General features: G+C 59.7%; 23 protein-coding genes. 9 read left to right on the forward strand and 14 right to left on the reverse strand.

Going from position 1 to position 19,081, the window contains the following annotated elements; genetic code table 11:
• On the forward strand, positions 1-563 hold a 563-nt coding region (locus BLR20_RS25430), incomplete at its 5' end, for a permease (protein ID WP_244158752.1).
• 15 nt (positions 564-578) lie between these two features.
• Here the strand turns inward: BLR20_RS25430 and BLR20_RS25435 are convergent.
• Positions 579-1,313 carry an SDR family oxidoreductase gene (locus BLR20_RS25435; protein ID WP_054994022.1) on the reverse strand — a complete coding sequence of 245 codons (735 nt, stop codon included), beginning with the start codon at positions 1,311-1,313 and terminating at the stop codon, positions 579-581.
• A 235-nt stretch (positions 1,314-1,548) separates the two neighbouring features.
• On the opposite strand from BLR20_RS25435, the gene BLR20_RS25440 reads away from it, so the two are divergent.
• Positions 1,549-2,466, forward strand: a complete 918-nt coding sequence (locus BLR20_RS25440; protein WP_054994023.1) for an AraC family transcriptional regulator — start codon at positions 1,549-1,551, stop codon at positions 2,464-2,466.
• A 15-nt stretch (positions 2,467-2,481) separates the two neighbouring features.
• Here the strand turns inward: BLR20_RS25440 and BLR20_RS25445 are convergent, their stop codons facing one another.
• From BLR20_RS25445 to BLR20_RS25490, 9 genes are all read right to left on the reverse strand, one after another.
• Positions 2,482-3,099 (reverse strand): hypothetical protein, encoded by a 618-nt coding sequence (locus tag BLR20_RS25445; RefSeq protein ID WP_054994024.1) that lies wholly within the window; start codon positions 3,097-3,099, stop codon positions 2,482-2,484.
• Positions 3,100-3,212: 113 nt separating this feature from the next.
• Complete coding sequence (argE, locus tag BLR20_RS25450; RefSeq protein ID WP_054994025.1) at positions 3,213-4,367, reverse strand: acetylornithine deacetylase; 1,155 nt, start codon at positions 4,365-4,367, stop codon at positions 3,213-3,215.
• Complete coding sequence (locus BLR20_RS25455; RefSeq protein ID WP_032614163.1) at positions 4,364-5,041, reverse strand: DUF1028 domain-containing protein; 678 nt, start codon at positions 5,039-5,041, stop codon at positions 4,364-4,366. Before BLR20_RS25455 ends, argE begins: the two co-directional genes overlap by 4 nt.
• A gap of 12 nt (positions 5,042-5,053) precedes the next feature.
• A complete protein-coding gene (locus BLR20_RS25460; RefSeq protein WP_032614164.1) occupies positions 5,054-5,470 on the reverse strand; it encodes a RidA family protein in 417 nt (138 codons plus the stop codon).
• Between the two features lie 31 nt (positions 5,471-5,501).
• The gene (locus BLR20_RS25465; RefSeq protein ID WP_054994026.1) at positions 5,502-6,797 is read right to left on the reverse strand and encodes a flavin-containing monooxygenase; all 1,296 of its coding nucleotides are present in this window, start codon (positions 6,795-6,797) and stop codon (positions 5,502-5,504) included.
• A gap of 125 nt (positions 6,798-6,922) precedes the next feature.
• Positions 6,923-7,654, reverse strand: coding sequence for a class II aldolase and adducin N-terminal domain-containing protein (locus tag BLR20_RS25475; protein ID WP_010438598.1), 732 nt, complete (start codon positions 7,652-7,654; stop codon positions 6,923-6,925).
• A gap of 58 nt (positions 7,655-7,712) precedes the next feature.
• Positions 7,713-8,546 (reverse strand): transporter substrate-binding domain-containing protein, encoded by an 834-nt coding sequence (locus BLR20_RS25480; protein ID WP_010438600.1) that lies wholly within the window; start codon positions 8,544-8,546, stop codon positions 7,713-7,715.
• 26 nt (positions 8,547-8,572) lie between these two features.
• Positions 8,573-9,445: a phytanoyl-CoA dioxygenase family protein gene (locus BLR20_RS25485; RefSeq protein WP_054994027.1), complete on the reverse strand. Its 873-nt coding sequence runs from the start codon at positions 9,443-9,445 to the stop codon at positions 8,573-8,575.
• A gap of 24 nt (positions 9,446-9,469) precedes the next feature.
• The gene (locus BLR20_RS25490; protein WP_010438604.1) at positions 9,470-10,990 is read right to left on the reverse strand and encodes an amino acid ABC transporter permease/ATP-binding protein; all 1,521 of its coding nucleotides are present in this window, start codon (positions 10,988-10,990) and stop codon (positions 9,470-9,472) included.
• A gap of 536 nt (positions 10,991-11,526) precedes the next feature.
• On the opposite strand from BLR20_RS25490, the gene BLR20_RS25495 reads away from it, so the two are divergent.
• From BLR20_RS25495 to BLR20_RS25505, 3 genes are all read left to right on the forward strand, one after another.
• Positions 11,527-12,390: a LysR family transcriptional regulator gene (locus tag BLR20_RS25495; protein WP_050549171.1), complete on the forward strand. Its 864-nt coding sequence runs from the start codon at positions 11,527-11,529 to the stop codon at positions 12,388-12,390.
• A gap of 170 nt (positions 12,391-12,560) precedes the next feature.
• The gene (locus BLR20_RS25500) at positions 12,561-12,839 is read left to right on the forward strand and encodes a type II toxin-antitoxin system RelE/ParE family toxin (protein WP_074595090.1); all 279 of its coding nucleotides are present in this window, start codon (positions 12,561-12,563) and stop codon (positions 12,837-12,839) included.
• Positions 12,840-12,849: 10 nt separating this feature from the next.
• Positions 12,850-13,155 carry a HigA family addiction module antitoxin gene (locus tag BLR20_RS25505; RefSeq protein ID WP_010438608.1) on the forward strand — a complete coding sequence of 102 codons (306 nt, stop codon included), beginning with the start codon at positions 12,850-12,852 and terminating at the stop codon, positions 13,153-13,155.
• Between the two features lie 43 nt (positions 13,156-13,198).
• On the opposite strand, the gene BLR20_RS25510 is transcribed toward BLR20_RS25505, so the two are convergent.
• Positions 13,199-13,465, reverse strand: coding sequence for an accessory factor UbiK family protein (locus BLR20_RS25510; RefSeq protein ID WP_032614172.1), 267 nt, complete (start codon positions 13,463-13,465; stop codon positions 13,199-13,201).
• A 417-nt stretch (positions 13,466-13,882) separates the two neighbouring features.
• Between BLR20_RS25510 and glnK the strand changes: the two genes are divergently transcribed.
• From glnK to sutA, 4 genes are all read left to right on the forward strand, one after another.
• Complete coding sequence (glnK, locus tag BLR20_RS25520) at positions 13,883-14,221, forward strand: P-II family nitrogen regulator (protein ID WP_002555808.1); 339 nt, start codon at positions 13,883-13,885, stop codon at positions 14,219-14,221.
• Between the two features lie 33 nt (positions 14,222-14,254).
• Positions 14,255-15,592, forward strand: a complete 1,338-nt coding sequence (locus tag BLR20_RS25525) for an ammonium transporter (protein WP_003344468.1) — start codon at positions 14,255-14,257, stop codon at positions 15,590-15,592.
• A 241-nt stretch (positions 15,593-15,833) separates the two neighbouring features.
• On the forward strand, positions 15,834-16,259 hold the full coding sequence (locus BLR20_RS25535; RefSeq protein ID WP_003344470.1) for a secondary thiamine-phosphate synthase enzyme YjbQ: 426 nt from the start codon (positions 15,834-15,836) through the stop codon (positions 16,257-16,259).
• Between the two features lie 98 nt (positions 16,260-16,357).
• A complete protein-coding gene (gene sutA, locus BLR20_RS25540) occupies positions 16,358-16,684 on the forward strand; it encodes a transcriptional regulator SutA (protein WP_003408329.1) in 327 nt (108 codons plus the stop codon).
• A 70-nt stretch (positions 16,685-16,754) separates the two neighbouring features.
• Here sutA and BLR20_RS25545 read toward each other — a convergent pair whose 3' ends face one another.
• Genes BLR20_RS25545 through BLR20_RS25555 form a run of 3 tightly spaced genes read right to left on the reverse strand, consistent with a single transcriptional unit; the run spans position 16,755 to position 19,076 of the window.
• Entirely contained in the window at positions 16,755-17,447 is a 693-nt protein-coding gene (locus BLR20_RS25545) for an HAD family hydrolase (protein ID WP_032614174.1), read from the reverse strand.
• On the reverse strand, positions 17,440-18,339 hold the full coding sequence (gene xerC, locus BLR20_RS25550) for a tyrosine recombinase XerC (RefSeq protein WP_054994028.1): 900 nt from the start codon (positions 18,337-18,339) through the stop codon (positions 17,440-17,442). Before xerC ends, BLR20_RS25545 begins: the two co-directional genes overlap by 8 nt.
• Before the next feature lie 2 nt (positions 18,340-18,341).
• Complete coding sequence (locus BLR20_RS25555) at positions 18,342-19,076, reverse strand: DUF484 family protein (RefSeq protein ID WP_010438621.1); 735 nt, start codon at positions 19,074-19,076, stop codon at positions 18,342-18,344.
• Positions 19,077-19,081 lie beyond the last annotated feature (5 nt).

Consider the following 19,081-nt stretch of genomic DNA (forward strand, 5'->3'; position numbering starts at 1 on the left):
TCCATCTAACCGGAAGCTCACTGTTTATCTGGGGAGGCTGGATAGTGTTTTCAGAAAGCCCTTACTTTCTGGCGTGCATGATACTTGCACTTGCAGGCCATCTTGCCTATTTCATAGGCCTCCTCATCCGCCAAAAAACCATCTACAACTACACCATCACCACCACCCACGCCCTAGTAGAGTACTACCTCCACTACCCCGACTTTGCCTCCTCCCTTTTCAAAGGCATCGCCATCGCAGTGATCATGCTGTTCGTGTTCGTAGCCATACTCACCGGATCACTGCTGTTCCTGATCGGCCCCGTGGCCATGGCCTTTATCGCAGCGATCAAGCTGCTCAACTGGAAAAACCCCATCCACCACGAACAAAGCCTGCCGTGGACCGAGTACAACTTCGTCACCGTCGACCGAAAGCGCCTCATGATCATCACCCACCGCACCGATGTCACGCTTGGCTTCGAGGCTCGCTTCCAGCACGAGGTGCTGTTCAATAAATACCTCGCGTTTCTCCGATCCGCGCTCCCGCCAACGGCCGAATTCACCGAAAAAGCGTGGAAGTGGTAGTCCTGTTTACCTGTCTCAATAAGCACTTCCCGTAGGCCGCACCACAATCTCGCTCACATCCACCCCATCCGGCTGCTCGATCGCATAAACAAGCGCCCGTGCGATCGCATCCGGTTCCAACGCAACCTTTCGAAATGCTTTCATCGCGTCACGCGCGGTCTGGTCGGAAATCGAGTCGGCCAGTTCTGATTCGACCACGCCGGGGCAGATGACGGTGACACGGATCTTGTCGGTTTCCTGCCGAAGGCCATCGGAGATGGCGCGAACAGCGAATTTGGTGGCGCAGTACACTGCGGCGGTCGGGGAAACGGCGAGGCCGCCGATGGACGAGATGTTGATGACCTGGCCGTGCCCTTGCGCTTGCATGCTCGGCAGCACGGCGGCAATGCCGTGCAGTACGCCGCGTACGTTGACGTCGAGCATCTGGTTCCACTCTGCGATTTTCAGCGCGGCGAGGGGCGACAGGGGCATGACGCCGGCGTTGTTGATGATCACGTCGATCTTGCCGAACGCATGTTTGGCGAAGTCGGCAAAGGCTTGCATGTCGAGCGCATCGGTCACGTCCAGCGCGCGGAAGCGTGCCGAGCCGCCCTGCGCTTCGATGTCTGCCGCCAGCGTCTCCAGACGTTCGATGCGCCGAGCGCCCAGTACTACCTGTGCGCCCTTGGCGGCGATGAGTCGGGCGGCAGCTTCGCCAATGCCGCTGCTGGCACCTGTGATCAGTACAACCTTGCCTTGAATGTTCGACATGACTGGCGTTCCTCGTGAAGTCATCGTTGGCTCAGTTTCAGCACGCGGCTCAAACTGATTGCGATGGCCATGCTACGAGTCGCTCATCCCTGCGCGCATGCCGATACCTGCGCGACACTTGCCTATTCCTGTCTGTGGGTCTGCCGCACGCTGAATCGCTGCACAATGGCCGCTATGATGGCGTTCGATGCAACGGAAAGGCGTACAGCAACACTGACTTGAGACGGGGTGCTTCATGGATACACCTAATGCTGCGAACGCTCCGGGCACCGATGTTTGCCGGGCTGAAATCATCCAGTTGCTGACGCAGCGTTTTGCGGCACCCGGTGCCTATGAAACCGCCATTGCGCCGCTGCACGTTATCCGCTGCGATGCGCCGTCCGAGCTGATTCATGCGCTGCATCGGCCAGCCCTTTGCGTGATCGTTCAAGGTCGCAAGGAGGTTGCGTTGGGCGATGAGCAGTATGTGTACGACCCGCTCAGCTATCTGGTCGTCGCGGTGACTGTGCCGGTCGCCGGGCGTGTGCTTGAAGCGAGTGGCGAGGCGCCCTATCTATGTATTCGTCTGGATTTCGAGCCTGCGCACATTGCCCAGCTCATTGCGGAAGCGCCATTGAACGGCGTTCCGGACGAGCCTCAGCGGGGCCTGTTTCTTGAGCAGATGGATCAGCCATTGCTTGAGACGGTGTTGCGGCTGGTGCGCCTGCTCGACACGCCTCGGGACATCGGCATGCTCGCACCCCTTGCACTTCGGGAGCTCTACTACCGGCTGCTGCGCGGCAATAATGGGCGGCGACTCTACGAAATCGCGGTCGGGGATTCGCAGACGCATCGCGTGACGCGGGCGGTCGACTGGCTGAACAGTCACTACACCGAGCCACTGCGCATCGACGCACTGGCGCGTCTGGCCAACCTGGGTAATTCGACACTGCACCACCGATTCAAGGCGCTGACCGCCATGAGCCCGTTGCAGTATCAAAAAAAGCTGCGCCTGCAAGAGGCTCGGCGGCTGATCATCAATGAAGGCCTGGACGCCTCCAGCGCCTGCTATCGCGTCGGCTATGAAAGCCCTTCGCAATTCAGCAGGGAGTACAGCCGCCAATTTGGCTGCCCACCCTCGACAGACCTCAGCCGAGTGCGGCAGCTCGGCTGACCTCCCCGTCCGACATCAGCGTCCGGGCGCGGCCAACCGCGCATATTGGTCCTGACTGATCCAGCCTGTAAACGAGCGATCTTCGGCATTGATGAACTCGACCTGAGCCGCGCCCTCCTTGAATGCCAAAACCCCGACAACGTCATCCTTGACGATGTAGGCGCCTCGGGTGGCTTTGGCATTCGGTGTTTTCTGCAGCCAGGCCTTGTCCGCCGTGACGGTCACCAGACCGATCCATTGCTTGCTGGCGGTCCGGGTCAGATCCAGGCCGGTGGCGATGTCCGGCGCCAACACGTTCATGCAGCCGGGGTGATGCCGGCCTTGCTCGATCGTCAGCACCACGCCATCGGCCGAGGCCTTTAGCGTTCCCGGGTAGACATCATCAAGCCAGGACGACACCGCTGCGCCCTTCCCGACCTCGACCTTGCCTTGCAGATAGAACGCACAGCTGAATGCCTCGCCGCGCGTCTCCGCGTAATAACCCTCGACCTGATGCTCGGGCGTCACGGCCAGCATCAACTGCTCGTATTTGCCGGAATGCAGTGCTGTGTCCTGAGCGAAAACCGACGTGCCGACACACAACCACAGGGTTGCGGCCAGGGAGCAGCGAGTAAGGGGACGTTTGTCAGTCATGCTTCCATCCATAGAACGTTCGAATAGCCGTGAGGAGTGGCCAGTCCATGACTGGCGCGCCGAGACGTTAGCGTATTTCGGCGCGTAACTGTATCACTGAAATCCGGGGGGATTCATGGCTGCGACGCGAACGCCAGTACACGTTTGAGCATCGCGTCACAGGCGTCAAGTTGTGCGACGCTGATGAACTCGTCCGGCTTGTGTCCCTGCTCCATGCTGCCCGGCCCGCAGACCACTGCCGGAATGCCTGACTGATCGAACAACCCGCCTTCGGTTCCGAACGCCACCGTGCCGAAAGCCCGGGAGCCGCAGAATCCCGCAATCAATTTCGCCGCCTGGCTATGCAGGGGAATATCCAGCCCCGGATAGCTCGACAGTTCAGTGAAGCGAATCTCGCTCCGGGCACTGACCGCCTGCATGGCCGGCAACAATTTTTGCTCGGCGTAGGCGTGCATGGCAGTGACGATCTGCTGTGGGTCCAGGGTGGGGAGCGCACGCACTTCGAAATCGAAACGGCACTGCTCCGGAACGATGTTCAAAGCCGTGCCGCCGCTGATCACACCGGTCTGGATGGTCGAAAACGGCGGATCAAAGCGCTCGTCAAGGGCGTCAGCTGCCCGTAACGCCTCGCCCAGGCGACCCAGTTCACCGATCAACTGCGCCGCATATTCAATGGCGTTGACGCCACTGGGCGCGTGGGCCGAGTGGCAGGCGGCACCCTGTACATCGCAGCGCACCGCGACTTTGCCCTTGTGGCCCAGCACCGGCTGCAACTCCGTCGGCTCGCCGATCACACACAGCATCGGCTTCACCGGCCGCGCCCGAAGCGAAGCCAGTAACGAGCGTACGCCCAGGCAACCCACTTCCTCGTCGTAGGACAGCGCAATATGCACCGGCATGTGCAGCGATGCCCGGGTCAGCGCCGGGACCAGCGCCAGCACGCAGGCAATGTAGCCTTTCATGTCCGCAGTGCCACGGCCGTAGAGTCTGCCATCCGCCTCGCTCAGCTCGAACGGCGGGAACGTCCACGGCTGGCCGTCGACCGGCACCACGTCAGTGTGGCCGGACAACACGATGCCTGGCACGTCAGCCGGGCCGATGGTGGCGAACAGATTGGCCTTGGTTTTCTGCGCGTTGTAGATCAACTCACAAGAGACCCCGAAGCGTTCGAGGTAATCACCCACGAAATCGATCAGGGCCAGATTCGATTCGCGACTGGTGGTGTCGAAGGCCACCAGCCGCGCCAGCAGCTCGCGGCTGGAGCTCATCGCTCGTCTCCGGGCACGCCGTAGCCTGGTGCGCCAGCCGGGTTCAGGGCGCGGTCGAGGTAATCCTGCATCTGTGGCTGATAGGCCTGCCAAAGACTTTTCAGCTCGCCTAGCGGGTCGTGCTCGGCCCAGTCGACGCGCAGATCGACGATGGGCCAGGACTGCTCGCCCACGACTTTCAGCGCCGCCGAATGGACCGGCCCCGCTTCGCCGCCTGCGGTCAGACCGGCCTGCATCGCCTGTAACAAGCGCTCTGCCAGGTGCCCGGTTGCCTGCTCGAAGGACTGAATCATTGCGTCGATGACTACCGGGCTCGCCAGCATGTTGCCGGCCACCACGCATTGATCACCGCTGACCGCGTTGTTGATGCCCAGTGTTTCACTGCCGCTGAAATGCGCGACTCGCCCCTGATGATCAATCGCCGTGATTTGCCGATACTCGCTGAACGGGCTGGCGCTCATGACCTGATCCAGCGCCTGAGACGCAGAAATGCCCTGCTCCATCAGGTCCAGCGTCTGCGGTCCCAGGGCCGGGAGTGTGATGTTCTGCGACGACACCGCGCCGACACCTGCACGCAGCCAGGGGCAACGCGCGCCTACGGCAATGCTCGACGAGCTGATGGCAATGCCCAGTTGGCCGGTTTTGGCACAGCGGGCGGCAATGGAAAAAGTCATGGGCAACAGTCCTTATTCAGGGATCACAGCGATTACGTCGATTTCCATCAGCCATTGCGGCTGCCCCAGCGCCGACACCACCAGCCCGGTGGAAATCGGGAACACGCCTTTCAACCACTTGCCCACTTCGTGATAGACCGGCTCGCGGTAGCGCGGATCGATGATGTAAGTGGTGGTCTTGACGATATGCGACAGGTCACTGCCCGCCTCTTCGAGCAATTGCTTGACGTTTTTCATCGCCTGCTGCGCCTGGGCGGCCGGGTCACCCAGGCCGACCAGATTGCCGTCGAAATCGGTGCCGACCTGGCCCCTGACGTACACGGTATTGCCCGCGCGCACCGCCTGACACAGGTCGTTGTTCAGGCTTTGATTGGGATAGGTGTCCTTGGTGTTGAACATGCGGATACGAGTATGAGTCGGCGTAGTCATGGGTAACTCCTGTGGGCAATGAGCGCGATGATCAACCGTTGACGTTGCGCAACGGCACGACGGGGGTCGCACATTTGCCTGCGTCATAGGAACGGTATTTGTGCTGCGTGGCGATCTGATCGGCGACGTGTTTGGCGTCGTGCCATACGCCCCAGATAAACGCGGAGCCGCGGCGTGACAGCCATGGCAGGCCGACGAAGTACAGGCCTTGCTCGCAGGACACGCCACGCTGGTGACGAGGTTTGCCTTTGCTGTCGAAGGCGTCGACCTGCAGCCAGCTGTAATCCAGGGCATAGCCGGTGGCCCAGATGATCGACGTGACGCCTGACTCGATCAGGTCCAGCTCGCTGAGCGGATGGGTGATGCTCGGCGCATCCGCCACGCGTTCACGGGCCGACGGCTCCAGCGGCAGGTCCAGGCCGTTGCGTGCGGCGTAGGCATCAGCGGCATCGAGCAACGACAGATAATTCGCGTCGCCACTGTCGAGGTTGCTCACCAGATCGTTCTGAAAGTGCACCTTGTTGCCGACGAAGCTTTCAGTGAGGCCCACGAGGTTCATTCCGGCCTGAGCCAGCCGGCGGAAGTCGACCGTGTAGCCGCCCCTTGCACCGCTGACCGCAATGGTCACGTGCTCCTTGCCGGGCTGCATGGTTTCGCTGTCCCACAGCCCCAGTACACCCATCCACCAGCAGAAATCCCGGCCGCGATAGGCGCGTGGCGGACGGTCGTGAGGGCCGACCGACAAGTACACCTGGCGTCCCGAGAGCAGCAGCTCTTCGGCGATCTGCACACCCGAGGAGCCAGCGCCGACGACCAGCACGCCGCCCTCGGGCAGTTGTTGCGGATTGAAATAGTGTGCCGAGTGGATCTGATGAAGCGCCTCGTTAACGGGCGCTATCGGCGGGATGACCGGCTTCTGGAACGGCCCTGTCGCCGAGACCAGATGATTGACCACATAGGTGCCGGCACTGGTTTCGACGGTAAAGCCTGCACGCCCGGTATTGCGGGTAACGCGCTTGACCTCGACGCCGGTCTTGATCGGCGCGTTGAATGTGCGGGCATAGCGCTCGAAGTACTCGGCCACCTGCTCCTTGCCCGCGAACCCGTCCTGATCCATGGCGAATTCAAGGCCGGGAAACCGGTCATGCCAGGCCGGACCGTTGGCCACCAGCGAGTCCCAGCGGCCACTGCGCCATGCCTCGGCAACGCGGTGTTTTTCAAGCACCAGGTGCTCGATGCCAAGACGGCTCAGGTGTTCGCTGGTGGCCACTCCGGCCTGCCCTGCACCTACGACGAGCGTATCGATTTCTATGATTTTTTCTGTCATCTCGGCATCCCTCGACAGGTGATTTACGGCGTGTTGACGTAAGAAAAATGGATGAAACCTCGACGCGCGGGCGCAAAAAGCCCTACGCCATCCGCAGACGCGCATCCAGTCAGTAGCAGGGGCGATCAGTCGACCAAAGAGGGGTCAGCCTGAATCATCAGCAGTTTCATTTCCTCGAAGTGCTGACGAGAGAAGTCCGTAATTTTCTGCCAGTCACGGGCGGTTTTCTCGGCGACATCATCCGCCAGCACCTTGAGCGGCTGGCCGGTGGACCAGGCCGTCACCAGAATCTGGCAGGCGCGCTCCAGGGTCCAAATGTCATCGAAGGCCTCGCCGACGGTCGGCGCAGTCACGATCACACCGTGGTTGCCCATCAACAGACGGCTCTTGTCCTCCAGCAAACCGGCCAGTCGAGCGCCCTCGGCGGTCGTGTCGGCCATGCCGCCGTAAAGCTCGTCCACCGCGATGCGGTTGAAGTAGCGCGCGGTGTTCTGATCGATGGGCGGAATATGCGGCTTGGCCAGGCACGCCACGGCCGTGGTGTAGACCGGGTGCAAGTGCAGCACCACGCGCGCATCGGGCAGACGCTGGTGTACCTGCCCGTGAATGGACCAGGCCGTCGCGTCGACATCGGGGCGATGCGCCGCGTCGGCGTCATCGGCGTCGAGCAGCAACAGGTCGCTGGCGCGCAGGCGCGAGAAGTGCTTCCACTTGGGATTGAGCAGAAACTGTTTGCCATCCGCCGAAATGGCGGCGCTGAAGTGGTTGGCGACCGCTTCATGCATCCCTAGATGGGCAATGATGCGAAACGTCGCGGCCAGGTCGACTCGCGTCTGCTCTTCGAAATTAAGGGCCATGCTAATTGCTCTCCGGTCGGAGGTGCCTGACGAACCTGCCAGGCACACTCTTGGGTTATCAGGGCTTGGGCATCAGGGCGGCGATGTCATCGGCTGTGGGTGCCTGGAACTTGTATTTCTCCAGCAGCGCGGCGTATTCCGGGGTCTTGCTGTACTTCTCAAGACCGTCTTCCAGGGCCTTGCGGACCTCGTCGTTGCCCTTCTTCACGCCAAAGCCGTTGAGCACCGGATAGATCAGGGTTTCGGAAGAAATCACCACCCGGCTACCCAGCTTTTCGACCACGCCGCGCGCGACGGCTGCGTCAGTGATCTGCGCTTCGACAGCATGAGCCAGCATGGCCTGGGTGGTTTGTGGGTCGGTGCCGTATTCACTGATGGCGATCGGTTGCAGACCGTTCTTCACGCAGTAGTCGGTCGAGAGTTTCTGCAGTTGTTGCAGCCAGGACGTGGCCGCCATGGAGCCGATCTTGTGGCCACAGAAATCTTCCGGAGTCTTGGGCTGATAGGCGCTGCCCTTGACCGACAGAATCGCCTCACCGCTTTTCAGGTAAGGAATCATGTCGATGACTTTCAGGCGGTCGGCGGTGATGTACATCGACGAGTTGGTGATGTCGAAACGTCCGCCCTGCAGCCCGCCGATCAGGTTGGGAAAGCGCGTGTCGATGTTCTCGGCCTTGAGCCCCATGACCTTTGCCAGGCCGTCGAGAAACTCGATGTCGAAACCGGCTGGGCGGTTCTTGTCCATGTACTCATAGGGGAAAAACGTCATGTCCGAGCCGGCAATGATCTTGCCGGGCTGCTGGAAGGCCGAAGCGGCAGACGAGGACATGGCGACCACCGCGCCCAGTAAAGCCAGGGCTACGGGACGAACAATCAGGGCTGACAGCTTCATAGGTGTTCCTCGTGGAGTCATGGAGATCAGGCAACGGCGGCGTCTTTTCCGGCTTGCTGCACGAAAAATGAAGCACCCTTGGGTTTCTGCGGCAGGCGTATGTGGTTCTCGGTGCTGCGTACCAGACCGCTCTCGTGGCCTGCGACCATCAACCCGGCATGCTCGCTGGGCAGCGGGTTCTCACCGAACGGCAATGCGTCTTCGGCGGCGTAGACGCTGATGAACAGCGTGCGCGGAAACTCGGTTTCATTGGGGCTTGAAGCATGCAACAGGCGTGTGTGCATGAAGCACACCGAGCCCGACGGGCCATAGCAGGCGACCGGCTGCTGGCAATGCTGTTCAACCACCGCGTCTTCCACGGCACCGGTGAAACGCTCGTTCTGCCAATGCGACCAGAGCGCGTGCTTATGGCTGCCCGGCGCGACATTCAGCGGGCCGTTTTCAGGGGTTACATCGCTGATCATCAGCAGCGCCGTGACCAGGTCGTCATTGCTGTGCGGTGTGAAGAGAAAGTCCTGATGCCACTTCACCTGAGTCGCGGTGTGCGGCAGCTTGGAGTTGATCTTACTGTGATGAAAACGGGTGCCGTTGCCGCCGATCAGCTGCGCCGCGATGGCTGCCATGCGTGACTGGAACGCCGCGTGCCGGTAGGCCGGCGAGATCTCCGTAGGCGAAGCCACACGGCGCAGCGACGGATGATCCGGCCGATGATCGCTTTCGATGTCGAAGCGCGGACGCCCGTCCTGAGTCTGCCCCCAGGCCTTATTCTGACTGCGGCTGTCGTCTACCCACTGGTCAAAGTCCTGTTGCAGCGCTGCCACTTCATCGGCTGCCAGCACGCCCTCCACTACCAGAAAACCCTGCTCATGAAACTGGTCAATCTGCCATTGCTCGATCATGTTCTTCTCCTCTTCAACAAGGCCTCAGGCCAGTGAGACATCTTTAAGAAAGGCTTCAACGCGGGGGTGCTGGCCGTCGCGTAGCGCCTGGGGTTTGTCATCGCAGATCACGCGTCCCTTCTCCATAAAGACGATGCGGTCAGAGACCTTGAAAGCGAAGTTCATCTCATGGGTCACGATGACCATCGTGATGCCTTCCTGGGCCAGGGTTTCAATGACCTGCAACACCTCGTTGACCTTCTCCGGGTCGAGCGCCGAGGTGGGCTCGTCGAACAGCATGATTTGCGGGCGCATCATCAGGGCGCGAGCGATGGCGACACGTTGCTGTTGGCCACCCGACAACTGATGCGGGTATTTCCAGGCGTGCTCCAGCATCCCCACCTTGTTCAGCAACTCGTAGGCCTGCTGTTTGAGCTCGGGTACTGGCGCCAGGCGGTGATAACGCGGGGCCAGCAGCAGGTTGTTCAACACCGTCAGGTGCGGAAACAGGTTGAAGCTCTGAAACACCATGCCGATGTTCAGGCGGTAGGCGGCGTTCTCCACATAACGCGGCTTTTGCGCGCCCTGGCGAACAAGGTGAATGAACGGCTGGCCGTTGATCTTGATGTCGCCGTTGTCGATCTGCTCAAGGCCGTTGAGCAGACGGATCAGCGTGGTTTTGCCCGACCCCGAGGGGCCGATCACCGACACCACCTCGCCGGAATTGATCTGCAGGCTGACCGCACCAAGCACCTCGATGTCGTTGTACGCCTTGTGCAATCGGGTCGCTTGCAATGCAGGCCCTTCGAAGTCGATCACAGGACGAGCGACAACTGACGATTTGCGGCTGGCCAGCTCAAGCAGTTCGGCATCCGGTGTGCGGGTGACCTTGTGCTGCGTGACGTCCAGATAACGTTCCAGGCGTTTGAGCAGGAAGTCGAATACAGTCACGATCAGCACGTAGTAGAACGCCACGGCCGCCATGGTTTCCATCACCAGAAAGTTCTGCGAATACAGGCGCTGACCGACCATCAGGATCTCGGTCAGGGAGATCACTGAAACCAGCGAACTGAGTTTGACGATGGAGATGTATTCGTTGGTCAGCGACGGCAGCGCCACACGCAGCGCCTGCGGAATCACGATGCGCCATTGCGTACCCACGAAGCGCAGGCCCAGTGCCCGGGCTGCTTCGGTCTGGCCCTTGGCGATGGACAGCAGGCCGCCGCGATGAATTTCCGCGACATAGGCCGTTTCGCACATCACCATGGCAATCAGGCCGGCCCAGAACGGGTTGGCCAGCACCGCCGAGGTGGCGGGCACTGCCTGCGGCAAGTTGTAGACAAAGATCAGCAGTACCAGTAACGGCAAACTGCGAAATAACCAGATATAGGCTTTGGCCGGCAAGTTGATCAGCGGCAAAGAGGATTGTTTGGCCAGCGCAAGAATAAAACCCAGAACAATACTGATGACCCAGGTCAATACACTGAGTTGAATGACCGTCCAGGTGGCCATCCAGAACTCCGTATCGCTGAACAGGCCAAACATGTATTTCCAATCAAACGTCATTGTCGGCTCGCTCGGCAAATTGAATAGTGATGGGCGACGTCCTGTTGAAGTTGAAACGGGACGCTGTCCGTTTGCCCTTCTGAAGCCATCATGATTGATGCCAGGTCCGGCAGCCAAATAGTAAGTTTTGGCCCGCAGCATAGGAAAATCCTAAGCAGATACGCCTGTCTTCATCTTCAGAGCAGCAGCGCGTTAAAAAGAGTGAGTGATGCTTTAGTGTCACGCCGAGCTGACTGCACACTTTTAGGGCGATTGAATAACGCGGCAGCTATAATCGCTCGCAATAGGTGCGCCGCCCGCATTTGCGGGCTTGTTTGGCAAAAGTCTATTATTTTGGGTGCAGCTGAATGACCATGGCCAGCGGCGGACATCATCAGGGCCCGGCGATTCCGGCAAGGCGCGAGCGGCTGGCACGCTCCTCGCTATGCATAGGTAAAAGCTATTCAAGTGCAGCCGTCAAGGGTCGGCTCATCACGAGGTATCACGTGGCTCACTTCACATTGAAACAGCTCAAGTATTTCGTGACAGCCGTCGAAATGGACAGCATTGCCGAAGCCTCGCGGCAGTTGCATATTTCGCAGCCGTCTATTTCTGTCGCTATCAAGAACCTCGAAGAAGCTTTCAATCAGCCGCTGTTTGTGCGCCACCACGCTCAAGGTGTTTCCCTAACTTCCGGTGGCGGGAAAGTGTATGAAAAAGCCAAAGAGTTGCTGCGACTTTCCGAAGAGCTTGAACAAAACTCCCGGGCCGAAAACAAACACGTCTCCGGCACTATCGCCATTGGCTGTTTTGAATCGGCCGCGCCGCTTTACATGCCCCGACTGGTGGCCGGTTTCAAGCGTTTATACCCGGACGTCACTATTCAGCTCTACGACGGCGAGCAACATGAACTGATGCACGGGCTGCACCGTGGGCGCTTCGATCTGGCGTTTCTGTACGACCTGGAACTGGGAACCACGATCAACAAAGAGGAACTGAATGCACCGCACAAGCCGTATGCGCTACTGCCGGCAGCCCACCCTCTGGCGACGAAAAAAACCGTGACCTTGCTGGAACTGAGCCGCGAGCCAATGATCCTGCTCGACGCCGTGCCCAGCAGGACCTACTTCATCGATATCTTCACGGAAAAGGGCTATACGCCGGTGGTCGCGTACAGCTCGCCATCAATCGAAATGGTGCGCTGCATGGTCGGTCAGGGCCTGGGGTTTTCGGTGCTGGTCACGCGTCCCAGAACCAACATGACCTACGACGGTGAGCTGCTGGCACAGCTCGATATCGAAGACGACATGCCCGCCTCCACCCTGGTCATGGCCTATCTGCGCAACAACCAGCCGACCCGCGCGACGCGCCTGTTCATGGATTATTGCCGGACCATCGAGCTGGCACCGCCTTCAGCCTGAAGGCGCTTACGAATCGCGCAGCCGATAAAGCCCTCAGCCATTTCTGGCCATCACATCACAAATTATCCAAATGAAGGAAAAGTCCCACATGACTTGCCGAAAGGCCGCATTGCGGGTCGTCGTAACGGCAAATAAAGTATTGCGTTAACGAATAACGTTAAGCTTTAATCATGATTGTGAGCTTTAAATGTATGCACACGAGATCGCTATTTTTTCATGGTAATACGCGGTTATGGCCGTCAATCAAGTCTGTTGCCGAGCGCAAGCTTGCAATGCTTGATGCTGCTACCTCGACGCTGGATCTGCGTTCTCAGCCTGGTAACCGACTGGAGGCGCTCGATGGAAGTCGTTCTGGCCAATACAGCATCCATATAAACGCTCAATTCAGGATTTGCTTCGTCTGGGGCACCAACGGCCCCGAGGATGTGGAAATTATCGATTATCACTGAGGTACCCCCAATGACCAAAAACGGAATGCGCCCAGTCCATCCAGGCGAGGTTTTGAAAGAGGAATATCTTGAGCCGATGGGGCTGACCGCTGCAGCTCTGGCCAGGGCCCTCAACGTATCGACGCCGACGGTGAACGACATCGTGCTCCAGCGCAGAGGCGTGAGCGCTGATGTGGCGCTACGTCTTGCTGCATGCCTTGAGACGAGCGCCGAGTTCTGGCTGAACCTGCAACTCACTCACGACCTGCGCAAGACAGAAATGGAAAAGGGCGCCCGGATTCGCGAGCAGGTCAGGTGTCTGGCCCGCTGTGCATGATGGTGCTCAGCGCTGCTCATTAAGAGCAAAACAAGGAAACGCCTTATTCGGCTTTTTCGGTCCCGGAGGCCTTTTCTTCCAGCTCGGCCATCTTGGCCTCCAGCGCTTCCAGGCGCGCGCGGGTGCGGGCGAGGACGGCCATCTGGCTGTCGAACTCTTCACGGCTGACCAGATCCAGTTTGCTGAAGCCGCTTTGCAGCAGGGCCTTGAACTGGGTTTCGAATTCGCTGCGCGGTACAGGCGTTTCGCCATTGAACAGGCGAGAGGCGTGACCGCTGAGAGCGTCAAGAAAGGCTTTGGGCGCGAGCATGGTTATTTTCCTGAATCAGAGGCCGGCAGTGTAACACGCAGTGTCTATAGTCAATCCCAGGTGCGCAATGCACGCTTATGGAGCGCAGTGACGGGCACATGAGCACCATTGCTGTGCATTGGCTCCATGATGGGCCCTGCCAGGTTGTGCAAAACCAGCCCAAGGGCCTGTATTCAATGAATATTCGCGAGATGGCAAGCTTTCTGCTTAGTGGCTTATGACCCATGCACTGATGCAGTCGCTGTGACGAATGCAGTGCGGCAGGCGGAGCGGGGAAGTGTTTCGTCAGAAGCGGTTTTCTGGAGTTGGTCTGGCCTGATCAGGCGGCCGACACGTTACAAAGCCAGACACTGCGCTTAGACTTGAGTCGGGTTTGTTTTCCTGGGGCAAGTCCACCAAATTCGGGAGAAAGTTTTCATGAAGCTAGTCACTGCCATCATTAAGCCGTTCAAACTGGATGACGTGCGCGAGTCGTTGTCTGAAATCGGCGTGCAGGGCATCACCGTCACTGAAGTCAAAGGCTTCGGGCGTCAGAAGGGTCACACTGAGCTTTATCGCGGTGCTGAATACGTCGTCGACTTCCTTCCTAAAGTGAAGATCGATGTCGCCATCGATGACAAGGATCTGGATCGTGTCATCGAAGCCATAACCAAGGCCGCCAACACTGGCAAGATCGGTGACGGCAAGATTTTCGTGGTCAATCTGGAACAGGCCATTCGCATCCGTACCGGCGAGACCGATACAGACGCTATTTAAGCCGCCAAACCCAACGCCCCAGGAGAAAACAATATGACTCTGCGTCAATTCGCAGGGCTCGGTGCCCTGTTGTCCCTCGCATTACCTGGTCTTGCCCTGGCGGCTGACCCAGTGGCCGAGCCGGTGCTGAACTCTGGCGACACTGCATGGATGCTGACCTCGACCGCGCTGGTCCTGTTCATGACCATCCCCGGTCTCGCGCTGTTCTACGGCGGCATGGTTCGCTCCAAGAACATTCTGTCGGTGATGATGCAGTGTTTCGCCATCACCGGTCTGATCAGCATCCTGTGGGTCGTTTACGGCTACAGCATCGCGTTTGACACAACCGGCATGGAAGCAGGCGTCGTCAACTTCAATTCCTTCTTTGGCGGTATGGGTAAAGCGTTCCTGGCAGGCATCACGCCGGCAAGCATTACCGGTCCTGCTGCATTGTTCCCTGAAGCGGTGTTCGTCACCTTTCAGATGACCTTCGCGATCATCACCCCTGCCCTGATTGTCGGCGCTTTCGCAGAACGCATGAAGTTCTCCGCGATGCTGGTGTTCATGGGTATCTGGTTCACTCTGGTCTACGCGCCAATTGCCCACATGGTCTGGGGCGGCGTCGGTGGCTTGCTGTGGGACTGGGGCGTCCTGGACTTCGCTGGCGGTACCGTCGTACATATCAACGCCGGTGTAGCCGGTCTGGTAGCGTGCCTGGTACTGGGCAAGCGCAAAGGCTTCCCGACCACGCCGATGGCGCCGCACAACCTGGGTTATACCCTGATCGGCGCAGCGATGCTCTGGGTCGGCTGGTTCGGTTTCAACGCCGGCTCCGCCGCTGCGGCCAACGGCACTGCCGGTATGGCCATGCTGGTCACTCAAATCGCTACCGCGGCCGCCGCACTGGGCTGGATGTTCGCAGAGTGGCTGACCCACGGTAAGCCAAGTGCTCTGGGTATCGCTTCGGGTGTGGTTGCCGGCCTGGTTGCCGTTACCCCTGCGGCCGGTACCGTCGGCCCGATGGGCGCGCTGATCATCGGTCTGGCAGCAGGCGTGATCTGCTTCTTCTGCGCGACCAGCCTCAAGCGCAAGCTGGGCTACGATGACTCCCTGGATGCGTTCGGCGTTCACGGCATCGGCGGTATCGTCGGCGCGATCCTGACCGGTGTGTTCGCAGCACCTGCACTGGGCGGCTTCGGCACCGTAACTGACATCGGTGCTCAGGTCTGGATTCAGTTCAAGGGCGTCGCGTTCACCGTGGTCTACACCGCAATCGTGACCTTCATCATCCTCAAGGTGCTGGATGCGGTCATGGGCCTGCGTGTCACCGACGAGGAAGAGTCTGTCGGTCTGGACCTCGCTCAACACAACGAGCGCGGCTACAACTTGTAAGCTTCGGCCTACGCAAAAAAGAATGCCCGGTCTCCGGGCATTTTTTTGTCTGACGTTTGTGGATATACCGCCGTTTTTTGCTGTCATTGATCTTGCCCGTGTCAATGATTTCGGCACCGTGACGCAGCGCAGGTAACGAGGTGGCGACAGTCTTCGTCAACTTGCAGGGAAGCCGGTTTATTGCGCGCTTTGCTTTTTTCTCAGTCGAGTTAGAATGCGCGCCGAAGGTGCGGAGAACGGTATGTGGCATCAATCCAGGATTGCCTTGCGGGCCAGGCCACGCGGGTTCCATCTGGTGACTGACGAGATAGTCGCGGGGTTACCCCCGTTGCGCGGTTGTCGTGTCGGGCTACTGCATGTATGGCTGCAACATACCTCGGCTTCGTTGACCATCAACGAAAATGCCGATCCGGCGGTACGTCGCGACTTTGAGCGTTTTTTCAACCGTCTGGTGCCCCAGGGCGTGGATGGCTACGAACATGACGACGAAGGCCCTGATGACTTGCCAGCGCATTTCAAGGCCAGTCTGCTGGGCTGCCAGTTGCTGTTGCCGGTTACGGCAGGGCGACTGGCGCTGGGCACCTGGCAAGGTATTTACCTGGGCGAACATCGAGACGCTGGTGGGTCTCGTAACGTCCTGGCCACCCTTCAGGGTGAGTGGACATAACCGCTGAGATCAGCGGTTGTTGAATTTTTCCGGTTGCCTTAGCAATTTTGGGCGGTTGGGCTATAACTAATCAGCTTTCGCAAGTCATGAGGTAGAACATGAGCGACGACGACGATACTAACGACGACCTGGTAGACGACCTGGAAGGCGAAGAAGACGGTGAGGAGCTTGCAGCTGCTCCCGGAGACGACCCGGTCGAAGTAGACGATGACGTTCCGGCACCTGCCGCGAAAGGCAAGGCAAAGGCTGCAGTCTCGGTCGATGAACTGCCTAGCGTGGAAGCCAAGAACAAGGAGCGTGATGCTCTGGCACGTGCCATGGAAGAATTCCTGGCGCGTGGCGGCAAGGTGCAGGAAGTGGAGGCCAACGTGGTCGCCGATCCGCCCAAGAAGCCTGACAACAAATACGGTAGCCGCCCTATCTGAGGCTGCATGACTGTATGAGAAAAGCCCGCCGTCGCTGCGGGCTTTTCTATGCGCGCCTGTCAGTGAGCTTTCAGGCCCAGCGCGCCAGCACCTCTGGCAGTTGCGACAGGTTGTGGATCTCGGCATCCGGCAGTCGATCCGCATCCCAGGCCTTGCCTTGCGGGTTGTACCAGATGGCGCGCATGCCAGCCTGCTGGGCACCTGCGATGTCGTCCCTGGGGTGGTCACCGACATGCACCGCCGAGCCGGCATCGACCCTTGCGCGGCGAAGCGCCTCCACGAACGGTGCCGGATCCGGCTTGCCGATACCCAGGTCCTCGGCGCACAGCGCGAAGGCAAAGTAGTCCGCCAGCCCCAAACGACGCACATCGGCATTGCCATTGGTAATCACGCCGAGCGTGAAGGTCTTGGCGAGAATTTCCAGCATCGGTTGCACCTCAGGGAAAATCTGTACCTGATGGCGTCCCTGCAGGAAGACTTCAAAGCCCCGGTCGGCCAGGTCCTGCGCCTCGTCCGGGTCGTAGCCGGCATCTTCGAGCGCATGGAACAGTACGCGGCGTCGCAAGGCGCTGATGCGGTGTTTGAAGGACGGGTCTTCGGCCACCAGACGCGAGCGGATTTCCCACAGGTGCTCGACAGGAACCGCCCCCAGCCTGGGCGCGTGTTCGCCCAGCCAGTCACGCAGTGTGACCTCGGCACCGGCAATGGCAGGGGCTGTGTCCCAGAGCGTGTCGTCAAGATCAAACGTCACCAGCTTAATCATCTGCAGCTCCTTTACGTTTGGCTCGGGGATGGGCGCTGTCATAAACAGTAGCCAAATGCTGGAAGTCCAGGTGCGTGTATATCTGCGTGGTCTTGATATCCGCATGACCCAGCAGCTCCTGCACGGCGCGCAAGTCCTGTGACGATTCAAGCAGATGGCTGGCGAAGGAATGCCGCAGCATGTGCGGATGCAGATTCTGCCCCAGTTCCCGCTCACCGGCCGCCTTGAGTCGCACCTGAATCGCACGCGGGCCAAGGCGCTTGCCTTGCTGGCTGACAAATACCGCGTCGTCCTGCGGATTGGTCAGCGCGCGTAACGGCAGCCAGACTTCCAGTGCCTGACGCGCCTTGCTGCCCACCGGCAATACGCGGGTCTTGCTGCCCTTGCCCAGCACCTGCACCAGCCCGTCGCGCAGGTCCAGCTGGTCCAGATTCAGGCCGGTCAGCTCGGACAGGCGCAGTCCTGACGAGTACAGCAGTTCCAGGATGGCTTGGTCACGGTGCGCCAGAAAATCATCTTCAACGCCGCCGTCCAGCAATTGCGCGGTGCGGTCGGTGTCCAGGGTCTTGGGCAGGCGCCGCTCACCCTTGGGCGGTGACAGTCCGTTTGCCGGGTCGTGCTGGCAGATACCTTCGCGATTGAGGTACTTGTAGAAGCCGCGCACCGCTGACAGCATCCGCGCCAGACTGCGTGAAGACTGGCCCTGCTGATGCTGGCGGGCAGTGAAGCTGCGCAGGTGCTGAATATCCAGGTCACTCCAGCTCGACAACTGTGCCTTCTGGCAATACGCCAGAACCTTGCCGAGATCGCGTCGGTAGGCTTCCAGCGTATGGGGCGACACCTGGCGCTCACTGCGCAGGTGCACGCAGTAGGCGTCCAGATGCTGTTCCATGGCTAGCGAACCGAGCGTAATGAGTGGGCGAAGCGCGGCAGCAGGCGGCTCAGCACGTCGGCGATATAACTGAGAAACAGGGTGCCAACCGAGCTTTTGTAATGCTGCGGATCACGGCTGCCGATGGCCAGCACGCCATGCAGGCCCAGATGATTGAGGCTGGCGATGGCAGTCGAACCGACTTCCTTGCCTTGTTCTGCACCAAACAGAAACGCCAGTTCATGCTCACGCAGGGCGCCGCAGATGATCTTCTCGCCAATCAGGCCGCCGATGGCTTTCTGTGCTTCGGCACCGCTGACCCAGCGACCCACCGGCATCGGGCTGTCGCTGAACAGGATCAGACTGACGAAGGGCACCTGAAAGTCCTGACGCAGGCTGTCTTCGACGGCGATGACCAGCTCTTCCAGGCTGGTCGCATCCATCAGCGCGAGGTTCAGGCGTCGGGTCTTTTCGAACAGGCGGTCATTGTCCCGTGCGACGTCCATCAATTGCGACAGGCGATGGCGCATTTCGATATTGCGCTCGCGCAGCAGCTTGAGCTGACGCTCGACCAGCGAAACGGTGTCACCACGCTGATGCGGGATGCGCATCGACACCAGCAGCTCGTCGTGCTCGGCGAAGAAGTCCGGGTGCTCGAGCAGGAAGGCGATGACCGCCTCTGCTTCAAGGTCTGGCGCTGCGCTATCGACAGGCGATTCGCAGGGGGTGCCTGTTGAAGCGGGAGGTTTATCGGTCATGGTAC

The sequence above is a fragment of the Pseudomonas congelans genome (genome assembly GCF_900103225.1).
Classification (GTDB): Bacteria; Pseudomonadota; Gammaproteobacteria; order Pseudomonadales; family Pseudomonadaceae; genus Aquipseudomonas; species Aquipseudomonas congelans.

Coding starts and splice junctions, on each gene's coding strand:
- BLR20_RS25435 (WP_054994022.1), bottom strand. CDS start 1,313: ATGTCGAACATTCAAGGCAAGGTTGTACTGATCACAGGTGCCAGCAGC.
- BLR20_RS25440 (WP_054994023.1), top strand. CDS start 1,549: ATGGATACACCTAATGCTGCGAACGCTCCGGGCACCGATGTTTGCCGG.
- BLR20_RS25445 (WP_054994024.1), bottom strand. CDS start 3,099: ATGACTGACAAACGTCCCCTTACTCGCTGCTCCCTGGCCGCAACCCTG.
- argE (WP_054994025.1), bottom strand. CDS start 4,367: ATGAGCTCCAGCCGCGAGCTGCTGGCGCGGCTGGTGGCCTTCGACACC.
- BLR20_RS25455 (WP_032614163.1), bottom strand. CDS start 5,041: ATGACTTTTTCCATTGCCGCCCGCTGTGCCAAAACCGGCCAACTGGGC.
- BLR20_RS25460 (WP_032614164.1), bottom strand. CDS start 5,470: ATGACTACGCCGACTCATACTCGTATCCGCATGTTCAACACCAAGGAC.
- BLR20_RS25465 (WP_054994026.1), bottom strand. CDS start 6,797: ATGACAGAAAAAATCATAGAAATCGATACGCTCGTCGTAGGTGCAGGG.
- BLR20_RS25475 (WP_010438598.1), bottom strand. CDS start 7,654: ATGGCCCTTAATTTCGAAGAGCAGACGCGAGTCGACCTGGCCGCGACG.
- BLR20_RS25480 (WP_010438600.1), bottom strand. CDS start 8,546: ATGAAGCTGTCAGCCCTGATTGTTCGTCCCGTAGCCCTGGCTTTACTG.
- BLR20_RS25485 (WP_054994027.1), bottom strand. CDS start 9,445: ATGATCGAGCAATGGCAGATTGACCAGTTTCATGAGCAGGGTTTTCTG.
- BLR20_RS25490 (WP_010438604.1), bottom strand. CDS start 10,990: ATGACGTTTGATTGGAAATACATGTTTGGCCTGTTCAGCGATACGGAG.
- BLR20_RS25495 (WP_050549171.1), top strand. CDS start 11,527: ATGGACAGCATTGCCGAAGCCTCGCGGCAGTTGCATATTTCGCAGCCG.
- BLR20_RS25500 (WP_074595090.1), top strand. CDS start 12,561: ATGATTGTGAGCTTTAAATGTATGCACACGAGATCGCTATTTTTTCAT.
- BLR20_RS25505 (WP_010438608.1), top strand. CDS start 12,850: ATGACCAAAAACGGAATGCGCCCAGTCCATCCAGGCGAGGTTTTGAAA.
- BLR20_RS25510 (WP_032614172.1), bottom strand. CDS start 13,465: ATGCTCGCGCCCAAAGCCTTTCTTGACGCTCTCAGCGGTCACGCCTCT.
- glnK (WP_002555808.1), top strand. CDS start 13,883: ATGAAGCTAGTCACTGCCATCATTAAGCCGTTCAAACTGGATGACGTG.
- BLR20_RS25525 (WP_003344468.1), top strand. CDS start 14,255: ATGACTCTGCGTCAATTCGCAGGGCTCGGTGCCCTGTTGTCCCTCGCA.
- BLR20_RS25535 (WP_003344470.1), top strand. CDS start 15,834: ATGTGGCATCAATCCAGGATTGCCTTGCGGGCCAGGCCACGCGGGTTC.
- sutA (WP_003408329.1), top strand. CDS start 16,358: ATGAGCGACGACGACGATACTAACGACGACCTGGTAGACGACCTGGAA.
- BLR20_RS25545 (WP_032614174.1), bottom strand. CDS start 17,447: ATGATTAAGCTGGTGACGTTTGATCTTGACGACACGCTCTGGGACACA.
- xerC (WP_054994028.1), bottom strand. CDS start 18,339: ATGGAACAGCATCTGGACGCCTACTGCGTGCACCTGCGCAGTGAGCGC.
- BLR20_RS25555 (WP_010438621.1), bottom strand. CDS start 19,076: ATGACCGATAAACCTCCCGCTTCAACAGGCACCCCCTGCGAATCGCCT.